Source organism: Bacteroides cellulosilyticus DSM 14838, from assembly GCF_000158035.1.
GTDB classification, from domain to species: domain Bacteria; phylum Bacteroidota; class Bacteroidia; order Bacteroidales; family Bacteroidaceae; genus Bacteroides; species Bacteroides cellulosilyticus.
This window is the reverse complement of sequence record NZ_EQ973491.1, coordinates 597,864-609,353: the sequence shown is the minus strand read 5'-3', so window position 1 is coordinate 609,353 and position 11,490 is coordinate 597,864. Positions and strand designations below refer to the sequence as shown.

General features: G+C 43.1%; 12 protein-coding genes and 2 tRNA genes. 12 read left to right on the top strand and 2 right to left on the bottom strand.

The annotated features are described in order from the left end of the window. From BACCELL_RS14765 to BACCELL_RS14735, 7 genes are all read left to right on the top strand, one after another. The coding region (locus BACCELL_RS14765; RefSeq protein WP_007212665.1) for a type I glyceraldehyde-3-phosphate dehydrogenase at positions 1-681 on the top strand (681 nt) is incomplete at its 5' end. A gap of 183 nt (positions 682-864) precedes the next feature. Continuing rightward, positions 865-2,922, top strand: a complete 2,058-nt coding sequence (locus tag BACCELL_RS14760) for a M3 family metallopeptidase (RefSeq protein WP_044153900.1) — start codon at positions 865-867, stop codon at positions 2,920-2,922. Then, entirely contained in the window at positions 2,919-3,440 is a 522-nt protein-coding gene (locus tag BACCELL_RS14755; RefSeq protein ID WP_007212663.1) for a DUF4847 family protein, read from the top strand. Before BACCELL_RS14760 ends, BACCELL_RS14755 begins: the two co-directional genes overlap by 4 nt. Before the next feature lie 4 nt (positions 3,441-3,444). Continuing rightward, positions 3,445-3,906, top strand: a complete 462-nt coding sequence (locus BACCELL_RS14750) for a dCMP deaminase family protein (RefSeq protein ID WP_007212662.1) — start codon at positions 3,445-3,447, stop codon at positions 3,904-3,906. 85 nt (positions 3,907-3,991) lie between these two features. Then, on the top strand, positions 3,992-5,734 hold the full coding sequence (locus BACCELL_RS14745) for a S41 family peptidase (protein WP_044153899.1): 1,743 nt from the start codon (positions 3,992-3,994) through the stop codon (positions 5,732-5,734). Continuing rightward, entirely contained in the window at positions 5,676-6,182 is a 507-nt protein-coding gene (locus tag BACCELL_RS14740; RefSeq protein ID WP_007212660.1) for a 5-formyltetrahydrofolate cyclo-ligase, read from the top strand. Before BACCELL_RS14745 ends, BACCELL_RS14740 begins: the two co-directional genes overlap by 59 nt. After that, positions 6,179-6,970, top strand: a complete 792-nt coding sequence (locus BACCELL_RS14735; protein ID WP_044153898.1) for a histidinol-phosphatase — start codon at positions 6,179-6,181, stop codon at positions 6,968-6,970. The genes BACCELL_RS14740 and BACCELL_RS14735 overlap by 4 nt, the downstream gene beginning before the upstream one ends. 3 nt (positions 6,971-6,973) lie before the next feature. On the opposite strand, the gene BACCELL_RS14730 is transcribed toward BACCELL_RS14735, so the two are convergent. Next, positions 6,974-7,264, bottom strand: coding sequence for a DciA family protein (locus tag BACCELL_RS14730; protein ID WP_007212658.1), 291 nt, complete (start codon positions 7,262-7,264; stop codon positions 6,974-6,976). Next, positions 7,261-8,373 (bottom strand): DNA replication/repair protein RecF, encoded by a 1,113-nt coding sequence (gene recF, locus BACCELL_RS14725; protein WP_007212657.1) that lies wholly within the window; start codon positions 8,371-8,373, stop codon positions 7,261-7,263. The genes BACCELL_RS14730 and recF overlap by 4 nt, the downstream gene beginning before the upstream one ends. Positions 8,374-8,671: 298 nt before the next feature. Here recF and BACCELL_RS14720 point away from each other — a divergent pair, with 298 nt between their 5' ends. The 5 genes from BACCELL_RS14720 to BACCELL_RS14700 form a co-directional block, all read left to right on the top strand. Next, positions 8,672-9,355: a tetratricopeptide repeat protein gene (locus BACCELL_RS14720; RefSeq protein WP_007212655.1), complete on the top strand. Its 684-nt coding sequence runs from the start codon at positions 8,672-8,674 to the stop codon at positions 9,353-9,355. Positions 9,356-9,495: 140 nt separating this feature from the next. Continuing rightward, positions 9,496-9,990, top strand: a complete 495-nt coding sequence (gene ribH, locus BACCELL_RS14715; protein ID WP_007212654.1) for a 6,7-dimethyl-8-ribityllumazine synthase — start codon at positions 9,496-9,498, stop codon at positions 9,988-9,990. A 73-nt stretch (positions 9,991-10,063) separates the two neighbouring features. Further along, a tRNA-Tyr gene (locus BACCELL_RS14710) sits at positions 10,064-10,146 on the top strand. A gap of 8 nt (positions 10,147-10,154) precedes the next feature. Beyond that, positions 10,155-10,227, top strand: a tRNA-Gly gene (locus tag BACCELL_RS14705). 116 nt (positions 10,228-10,343) lie between these two features. Then, on the top strand, positions 10,344-11,490 hold a 1,147-nt coding region (locus BACCELL_RS14700), incomplete at its 3' end, for a site-specific integrase (protein ID WP_044154033.1).

Below are 11,490 nucleotides of genomic sequence, written 5' to 3'. Positions count from 1 at the left end.
ATCGAAGCTGGTGCAAAATATGTAGTAATGTCTGCTCCTTCTAAAGATGACACCCCGATGTTCGTTTGCGGTGTAAACGAAAAAACATACGTGAAAGGTACTCAATTCGTATCTAACGCTTCTTGTACTACTAACTGTTTGGCCCCTATCGCTAAAGTATTGAACGACAAGTTCGGTATCTTGGATGGTTTGATGACTACAGTTCACTCTACAACTGCTACTCAGAAGACAGTTGACGGTCCTTCTATGAAAGACTGGAGAGGTGGTCGTGCTGCTTCTGGCAACATCATCCCGTCTTCTACTGGTGCTGCTAAGGCTGTAGGTAAAGTAATCCCTGCTTTGAACGGCAAATTGACTGGTATGTCTATGCGTGTTCCGACTTTGGACGTATCTGTAGTTGACTTGACAGTTAACTTGGCAAAACCGGCTACTTACGCTGAAATCTGTGCTGCTATGAAAGAAGCTTCAGAAGGCGAATTGAAGGGTATCCTGGGTTACACTGAAGATGCAGTAGTTTCTTCTGACTTCTTGGGTGACGCTCGTACTTCTATCTTCGATGCAAAAGCTGGTATCGCTTTGACTGATACTTTCGTAAAAGTTGTATCTTGGTATGACAACGAAATCGGTTACTCTAACAAGGTTCTTGACCTGATCGCTCACATGGCTTCAGTTAACAACTAATAAGCAGAGTACAAAATAATATTTAAAACAGGCAATCTCGACGAGGTTGCCTGTTTTTTGTTAAAATACAACGGGTTATTCATTAAATCAGCTATTTTTTTTGCACTTTTGCGGTTAGATTATTTTTACCGAACCTAAGTAAGTATGATAAAATTAAAACTAACGCTAACATTACTCTGCTTTATGAATATAATACAGGCTCAAAACTCTTTTTTTGAAAAGTATTCTACGCCTCACGGTACTATCCCGTTTGAAAAGATAAAGACCGAACATTATGAACCCGCCATTCGTGAAGGTATCAACCGTCACAATGCGGAGATTGATGCTATCACCAATAATCCGGAAGCGGCTACATTCGCCAACACGGTCGCTGCTTACGAGAAATCCGGCGAACTGTTGAACCAAGTCAGCACTGTATTCGGCAATCTGCTGAGTTCGGAAACCAATGATGACATGCAGGAACTGGCAAAATCCATCATGCCGTTGCTGAGCGAACATGGCAATAACATCACTCTGAATGAGAAGTTATTTGCACGCATTAAGGCAGTGTATGACCAGAAAGACCAGGCTAATCTTACTCCCGAGCAAAACAAGCTGCTGGAGAAGGTGTACAATAGCTTTGTTCGCAGTGGAGCTAATCTCGAAGGAGAAGCCAAAGAGCAATACCGTGCTCTGAGCAAAGAGCTTAGCTTACTAACCCTGCAATTCGGAGAAAACAACCTGAAAGAAACCAACGACTATAAACTGGTACTGACAGACCCTGCACAACTTGCCGGCCTGCCGCAAAGCGCCATTGATGCAGCCGCAGAAACAGCCAAAGAAAAAGGCGTGGAAGGATGGGTATTCACCTTGCAGGCTCCCAGTTATAGCCCGTTTATGACGTATGCCAGTAACCGCGATTTACGCTGTAAGCTTTATATGGCATATAATACCAAATGTACCCATGACAATGAAACCAACAATCTGGAGATTGTAAAGAAGCTCGTTAATACCCGCCTGGCTATTGCGCAACTTTTGGGATACAGCAGTTTTGCTGAATATAACCTGCAAGAGCGAATGGCAGAAAACAGCGGCAATGTATATAAACTGCTGGATCAGCTACTGGATGCTTACACTCCCACCGCCAAGCAAGAATATGCAGAAGTAGAGGCTTTGGCACGCCAACTGGAAGGCAGTGACTTCACAGTGATGCCTTGGGACTGGTCTTATTATTCCCATAAACTGAAAGACCAGAAATTCCAGATAGATGATGAAATGCTCCGTCCCTATTTTGAACTGAGCAAGGTAAAAGAAGGGGTATTCGGTCTGGCTACCCGCTTGTATGGCATTACTTTCACGAAAAACAGTGATATACCGGTATACCATAAGGATGTGGATGCATATGAGGTATTTGACAAAGACGGTAAGTTCCTGTCCGTACTCTATACTGACTTCCACCCCAGAGAGGGTAAACGTGCAGGTGCATGGATGACTTCTTATAAAGAACAATGGATTGACGAGGCAACCGGTGAAAACAGTCGTCCGCACATATCTATCGTGATGAACTTCACCAAGCCGACAAAAGACAAACCCGCCTTACTGACATTTGGTGAACTGGAGACATTCCTGCATGAGTTCGGGCATAGCCTGCATGGTATGTTCGCGAATTCCACCTATGAAAACCTGAGCGGTACAAATGTATATTGGGACTTTGTGGAACTTCCCTCTCAATTCATGGAGAACTTCGCTATTGAAAAGGAGTTCCTCCACACATTTGCCAGACATTATCAGACCGGAGAACTCATCCCGGACGAATTGGTACAGCGCATTGTAGATTCTTCTAATTTCGATGCCGCTTATGCCTGCCTGCGTCAGGTTAGCTTTGGATTACTGGATATGGCATGGTACACCCGTACTACCCCATTTGATGGCGACGTGAAGGTTTATGAAAAAGAAGCATGGAAGAAAGCACAGATTCTTCCTATGGTAGAAGATGCCTGTATGAGTACACAGTTCTCGCATATCTTTGCCGGAGGTTATTCTGCCGGATATTACAGTTATAAATGGGCGGAAGTTCTGGATGCAGATGCTTTCTCACTGTTTAAACAAAAAGGAATCTTCAATCCGGAAGTAGCCGCTTCCTTCCGGGAAAACATTCTTTCCAAAGGAGGAACAGAACATCCGATGACACTATACAAACGCTTTCGCAGACAAGAACCAACTATTGATGCATTATTAATCAGAAATGGAATAAAGAAATGAAAAAGATGAAGACCTATATACAGTTACTGTTAGTCACTCTCTTCTTACCCGCATTGAGCGCTTGTGATCAGGAAGACGATGTCATTGACATCTTCACCGGAAAAACCTGGTACATGACTTACATTGCAGTGGAAGGACAAAACAAAATGTACGACTTCTGGCAAAACGATCAAGATGCCAGAGAAAAAAGTTTTAAGACGATTACAGGAGATAATTACACTTTAGTGTTTGAAGGTGCTAACGTAAACGATGTAGCAATCGGGACTTTTAGCGGGAAAGCCACCAGTGCCTCTGTCAATGGTGACTGGAGTGCAAATGGGGATAATCGGGAATTAAAGATTACCATAAAAAACGGAGGAGGCACCGATGGAGATAAGTATTTAGGTAAGGCTTTTATGGATGGACTAAAGAGTGCATTCAAATATGGAGGAGATAATAAGAATTTATATATTTATTACAAAGAAGGACAGACTGTAAAGTTCATCTCTTTCGCTCCACAACGTAACTCAGGTAATTAAGACTATGGAAGGTTCTGCTAAAGAAAAACAAGAAGCGCTGGACAAGCGTTATATACGTATGGCAAGTATCTGGGCGGAAAATTCATATTGTAAACGCCGCCAGGTAGGTGCACTCATCGTCAAAGATAAAATGATTATTTCTGACGGGTATAACGGAACGCCTGCCGGTTTTGAAAATGTATGTGAAGACGATAATAACGTTACCAAACCTTACGTGTTGCATGCCGAGGCGAATGCAATCACGAAGATAGCACGCTCTAACAATAGCAGCGACGGTGCCACTATGTATGTCACCGCTTCGCCATGCATCGAATGTTCAAAACTGATTATCCAGGCAGGTATCAAACGAGTGGTATACTCCGAAAAATACCGTTTGGAAGACGGTATCGAACTTTTGAAGCGTGCAGGTATCGAGGTAGTATATGTAGCTACAAGTGACGAGCTACAGGCTACAAGCAAAGAATAAAGACCTTAAACAAACAATAAACTAAAATCTACGAACCACCAGCTACCGCTCGTAGCTTGTAGCTCGTAGCTAACAACTAAAAGATATGAGTACAAAAAACTCTTCCCGCTTTACCCCGCTCGTCATTGCAATCAGCGTGGTAATGGGAATTCTGATCGGAACATTTTATGCCAGGCATTTCGCCGGAAATACGCTGGGCATTATTAATGGCTCGTCCAACAAGCTGAATGCTTTGTTGCGGGTTGTTGAAGACCAGTATGTAGACACCGTCAACATGACGGACCTTGTGGAAAAAGCAATGCCACAGATATTGGCTGAGTTAGACCCCCACTCTACTTACATTCCTGCCCAGAATCTGGAGGAAGTTAATTCAGAGTTGGAAGGCAGTTTCAGCGGTATCGGTATTCAATTCACCATTCAGGATGATACGATTCATGTGAATAGTGTCATTCAAGGTGGTCCGTCCGAGAAAGTAGGACTGATGGCAGGCGACCGCATCGTCATGGTAGACGACAGCTTGTTCGCCGGAATAAAACTGACCAATGAGAAAGCCATGCGCACTTTGAAAGGTCCGAAAGGAACCAAAGTGAAATTGGGTGTCAAACGTGCTACAGAAAAGAATTTGCTGGACTTTGTCATCACCCGCGGTGATATTCCACAGAATACAATTGATGCAGCTTATATGCTCAGCAATGATTATGGATACATTCAAATCAGTAAGTTTGGACGTACCACTCATGTAGAACTGCTGAATGCTATTGCTCAACTCAGTCATCAGAATTGTAAGGGAATTATTATTGACTTGCGCGACAACACCGGTGGTTACATGGAGGCTGCCGTGCGTATGGTGAATGAATTCCTGCCGGAAGGACAACTTATTGTCTATGCCCAGGGACGCAAATACCCCCGCATGGAAGATTATGCCAACGGAACAGGCAGCTGCCAGAAAATGCCTTTGGTTGTGCTGACCAATGAAAGTTCGGCATCCGCCAGTGAGATCTTTGCAGGAGCTATTCAGGATAATGACCGTGGTACAATCGTAGGACGCCGTTCCTTCGGAAAAGGATTAGTACAACAACCGATTGACTTCAGCGATGGCTCTGCTATTCGCCTGACAATTGCCCGCTACTATACTCCATCCGGTCGTTGCATACAACGTCCGTATAAGAATGGTAAGGACGCCAAGTACGAAATGGATTGGCTGACCCGCTACGAGCATGGTGAATTCTTCTCTAAGGATAGCATCAAGCTGGACGAGAATTTGCGCTACTCCACCCGTCTGGGACGTCCCGTTTACGGTGGTGGTGGTATTATGCCGGACGTATTCGTACCGCAGGATACCACAGGAACTTCTTCTTATCTGATTGAAGTGCTCAATAAAGGACTGACTTTACAGTTCAGCTTCCAGTATTCCGACCGCAACCGGGCTAAACTGAATGAGTTCGAAAATGAAGAAGACATGCTGAAATATCTTCGTCAGCAAGGCATCGTAGAACAGTTTATCCGTTTTGCAGACAGCAAGGGAGTGAAGAGACGCAATATCCTTATTCACAAGTCCTACAAGCTGATGGAAAGAAACCTTTATGGAAACATTATCTATAATATATTAGGTAGGGAACCTTATATAAGGTATATCAACCAGGGCGATCCTACCGTACAAAAGGCATTGGAAATTCTGGAGAACGGTGAAGCATTTCCCAAAGCTCCGGAAGACGCTGTGAAAGAAGAAACGAAAGATGAAGGAAAGAAAAAAAGAACTGCGGAAGCGTATGGCATTGTTAAAGACCCGGCACGGGCTTACCACTACGCATCAATCCCAGTCTGCTGAAATACTTGCCGCCCTGGAAGCCCACCCGGCTTTTAGGGCGGCACATATCGTCCTGCTCTATTATTCACTGAAGGACGAAGTCGATACGCATGAATTTGTCCGGAAGTGGAGCCGTGAAAAGCGGATATTGCTTCCGGTTGTCGTAGGTGACGATCTGGAATTGCGTGTCTATACCGGTCCCGAAGACCTGGCAACAGGAAGTTATAGTATTGAAGAACCTACCGGAGAACTCTTCACCGACTATGCAGCTATCGACTTTGTTGCCGTTCCCGGCGTAGCTTTCGATAATGCAGGTAACCGTCTGGGCAGAGGCAAAGGTTATTATGACCGACTGCTCCCCCGCCTCACGGCTTTCAAAGCCGGCATCTGTTTTCCTTTTCAATTAGTGAAAGAAGTGCCTGCGGAGCCATTCGACATCCGCATGGATACGATTATAACAATTCAATGAAAACAAATTATCACACTCATACTACCCGTTGCATGCACGCTACGGGTAGCGACGAAGACTACGTGCTCAGCGCCATCAAAGGCGGCTATCAGGAGCTGGGATTTTCAGACCACACTCCGTGGAAGTATCACACCGATTATGTGGCTGACATGCGTATGCTCCCCGAAGAATTACCCGGATACGTAGAAAGCCTACACTCGCTCCGCGAGAAATACCGGGATCAGATCAGTATCAAAATCGGATTGGAATGCGAGTATTTTCCCACCTATATCCATTGGCTGAAAGAAAAAATCAAAGAGTATCAACTGGATTATATCCTGTTCGGCAATCACCATTACCATACAGATGAGAAGTTCCCTTACTTCGGGCATCATACCGAGAACCTCGATATGCTGGAACTCTATGAAGAGAGTGCCATCGAGGGAATGGAAAGTGGTTTATTCTGCTGTTTGGCCCACCCGGATTTATTCATGCGCTCATATCCTCAGTTCGACCGTCATTGTAAGCTAATCAGCCGCCATATCTGCCGCACAGCCGCACGCCTCCATATTCCGCTGGAATATAATATCGGTTATGTAGCTTATAATGAGGCACACAATTTGCAGACTTATCCTTGCCCGGACTTCTGGCGCATTGCCGCCAATGAAGGTTGTACTGCTATCATCGGGTTAGATGCACATAACAATAAAGATCTGGAAACGCCTGTATATTACAATCGTGCCATAGAAGAATTGAAAGCATTGAAGATACAGAGAGTGGATAGCTTATCACTAATCACTAACCACTAATCCCTATCTGAATATGATATTCGTGATTACCTGCGCACCTACGTGGCGGTTCAGGTTGCGTACCAGTAAGTCACGTCCCATCATCAGTTCCTGACGCAGGGCGGCAGAGGTCAGATGGACATATAAAATCTGATTGCGGATATAGAGTTCACGGGTATAAGAGGCAATAGTAGGGCCAAGGATTTCTGCCCATGAGTTAATGAGCCGCTGCTCATTGAGTGGCGACTCCAGACTCTCCTGCCGAAGGAAAGTACGTATCAGTTTACCTATTTGTTCGGCATCGTTACGCTTCATGCTTCATCCTCCTCCCGTTCTGTTATGACTCCTTGATCTACCTGGAACATTTTGTAATCGCTGCCTACCTTATGAAGAATGCGATCCAGATGTTCCCGGTTCGTATCTGTTATGAATATCTGCCCGAAGTTATCACCGGCTACCAACTTGATGATCTGCTCTACGCGAGAAGCATCCAGTTTATCGAAGATATCATCCAGCAGAAGCAAAGGTACTGTGGTGCCGGTCCTTTTCAGGAAATCAAATTGTGCCAATTTCAAGGCAACAAGATAGGTTTTGTTTTGCCCTTGCGAACCTTCCCGCTTGATAGGAAAATCACCCAGAAGCATATTCAGTTCATCTTTGTGAATGCCATGCAGAGAGTATCCCATAATCTGGTCACGTACACGACTTGCTTTTATTACATCCAACAGGGATGCATCACGGGCATGCGAATCATAAGTCAACCCGACCTGCTCCTTATCTTGTGAAATAAAAGAATAAAATGACTGGAAAATAGGAATGAATTCACTGATAAAAGCCTCCCGCTTACGGAAAACAATCTCGCCGGCCTGTGCCATCATCTCTTCCCAAATGAGAAACAGCTCTTCTTCTACCGGCACTTCACTTTTCAACAACGTATTTCGTTGAGCCAACGCTTTATTATAGCGTATCAGAGCTTCCAGATACTCTTTATCATACTGCGAAATTACGACATCCATAAAGCGCCGACGCTCGTCACTGCCTCCGGCAATCAATTCCGAATCGGCAGGAGAAACCATGACCAAAGGCAAGAATCCGATATGATCGGACAAGCGGGTATATTCCTTTTTATTCCGCTTGAATTGTTTCTTTTGCCTGCGCTTCATACCGCAATAAATCTCTTCCAGCGTACCGTCGGGAGCCTCATAGAAGCCTTGGATGACAAAGAATTCCTGATCATGGCGGATGTTTTGCGAATCGATGGGATTACCCGAACTCTTACAAAACGAAAGGAAATAAATGGCATCGAGCAAATTCGTTTTCCCCATGCCATTCTGTCCGAAAAAACAGTTCAACTTGGGTGAGAATGAGAGCTCAACTTGTTCCAGATTCTTATAATTAAGTATGGATATACGTTTCAGTATCATATTACAGCTGTAAATTCAGTTACAAAGATAATGCAAAATCTCGATTTAGTGAGCGAAAAGAGAATTCATTCTTTTTTCCGAATGTGAGAGATTTATCTAAACCGAATGCAGTACCAATATAAGCATGCTTATTTTTAATGCGGAGGTAAAGCCTAGCTCATCAAAAAGTAGGAAGAATTTCGGGTTTTCAAGTGTAAAAGAAAAAAAGATGCCGCTAAATTTCGTTGATACCTATAAAAAAGTTACTTTTGCGGGTCGAAATGGCTAAATAAGAATAATAACAAAAAGAATATATAAAATGGCAGAACAAAAGAAAGCTAACGAAGCCCTGAATGTGGAAGAAGCATTGTCACAATCGGAGGCATTTCTCATTAAAAACAAAAAAGCAATTATCGGCGCTGTAGTAGCAGTAATCATCATCGTAGCCGGTATAGTAATGTACAAGAACCTTTATGCTGAACCGCGCGAAGAAAAAGCACAGGCTGCATTGTTCAAAGGACAGGAATACTTTGAGGCCGACCTTTACGAACAAGCCTTGAATGGCGACAGTATCGGATTCGCAGGTTTCGCTAAAATTGCTGATGAATACAGCGGAACCAAAGCTGCCAACCTGGCAAAAGCATATATGGGTATCTGCTACGCTCACCTAGGACAATACGAAGCTGCTGTAAAAGCACTGGATAGCTTCAGCGGAAAAGACCAGATGATAGCTCCTGCAATGAAAGGTGCAATGGGTAACTGCTACGCACAATTAGGCCAGCTGGACAAAGCTGCTTCTATGTTGCTGAGCGCTGCTGACGAAGCTGATAACAATTCACTCAGTCCTATCTACTTGCAACAAGCCGGAGAAATCCTCGTTAAGCAAGGCAAGTATGACGACGCTATCAAAGCATATACCAAGATTAAAGACAAATATTTCCGTTCTTACCAGTCAATGGATATCGATAAGTACATCGAACAAGCCAAACTGCTGAAGAAGTAATATACCTTATTATTATATAGTATATCAGACACGGGTTACACAGATTTTACACGGATAAAAAAGAAACAACCGTGAAATCCGTGTAATCCGTTTCTTTTTTTATCCCCCTTTTATTTTTAATTATTAATTTTAGAATAACTATGGCAACAGCTTATCATAACCTTTCAGACTACGACTTCAACTCTGTTCCTGACGCTAAAGAAATGAAGTTCGGCATTGTTGTTTCTGAGTGGAACTTCAATATCACCGGAAAACTTTTAGAGGGCGCAATGAATACTTTAAAAAAACATGGTGCCAGAGACGAAAATATTTTGGTGAAAACTGTTCCGGGTAGCTTTGAATTAATTTTTGGAGCCAACCAATTCATTGAATATAGTAATGTGGATGCAGTTATTGCAATTGGTTGCGTAGTTAGAGGAGATACTCCACATTTTGACTATGTTTGTATGGGAAGTACCAACGGAATTGCTCAACTGAACGCAACTGGCAACGTACCAGTTATTTACGGATTAATTACTACCAATACAATGGAGCAAGCCGAGGACCGTGCCGGTGGTAAACTGGGTAACAAAGGTGACGAATGTGCAATTACTGCAATAAAAATGATCGATTTTGCTTGGAGTTTACAAAAATAGTCGTATCTTTGCACCGCAATTGAGAAACAAAGCTACTCAATGAGAGAATTGAGATAGATTTCAAAGTGCAAAAGGGCAAATACCAGAGTGGCCAAATGGGGCAGACTGTAAATCTGCTGTCTTTCGACTTCGGTGGTTCGAATCCATCTTTGCCCACAAAAATTGCGGAAGTAGCTCAGTTGATAGAGCATTAGCCTTCCAAGCTGAGGGTCGCGGGTTTGAGCCCCGTCTTCCGCTCTTCTGAAAATCAGATAGTTATCGCAAGATTTCTATCTGATTTTTGCTTTTAGAGAATGCTGATTCTGCACGAAACTATGCGGTTGAAGTCAACCAAGAAGTCAACCGAAAATTTTATGAGTGCAGCAATCAACGTAGTATGCTACAAGTGGAAGACTTTAGCAAATGGAGAATCCCCCTTAATGGTAAGAGTAGCCAAAGGTGGCAAACGGACTATGCAAAGTTTAGGCGTATCCATTAATCCTAAATATTGGGACTTCACACGAAACAAACCTAAACCCAACTGTCCTAACAAAGAGTATATCCAAAAGATTATCTTGGATAAACAGCAAGAATTACAGCGGCGAATGTTAGAGTTGAATGTGGAGCAAAAGGAATATACCACCACTACCCTACTCAATAATGAGAATACCAAGTTTGAACTGAAAACCGTTAGTGAGTTCTACCACGAATTAATAGAGCAATACACACGTGAGGACAAATGCGGAAACCGTCTTATCTACAAAAGTTCTTTCAACTCGCTTAAAGCGTTTACGAAAGGCAAGTTAGATATACCTTTCAGCGATATAGATACTTCTTGGCTTAACAAATATGAGAAATGGCTACGCTCCAAAGACAATAAAGAAACCACCATAAGCCTTATGTTTCGCACATTGCGCAGCGCATATAATAAAGCCATCAAAGCGAAATGTGCCCGAAAATCCGATTATCCATTTGACGAATATAAAATAAACAAGTTCGATACCACAACTCAAAAGAGGGCTATTGCCAAAACAGATGTACTGAAATTCACAACTGAAGTGCAGCCCATTGGAAAACGGCAATACATGGAGTTGAGCAAAGATATATTCGTGTTCAGCTATCTATGTGGTGGAATCAATTTCACAGACATAGCTAATCTGGCAAAAGAGAATATTCAAAATGGCAGGTTACACTATATCCGCCAAAAGACAAAAAAGCTAATCAAAATAGGAATACCGCAAGAAGCCATGCAGATAATCGAAAAATATTCAAAGGAGAGCAAAGGCTATCTGTTTCCGATTTTAGATAGCAAGATACACAAGACCGCCTTGCAAAAGCAGAACAGAATACATAAGATATTAGGAAAGGTCAATAAGAACTTAAAACTACTTGCAGCAGACTTGGGGGTTGAAGCCAATATCACAACCTATGTTGCAAGGCACTCATTCGCAAGTGTCCTAAAGAAATCGGGAGTAAACATCGCATTGATAAGTGAAGCATTGGGACATTCAGACTTAGCCA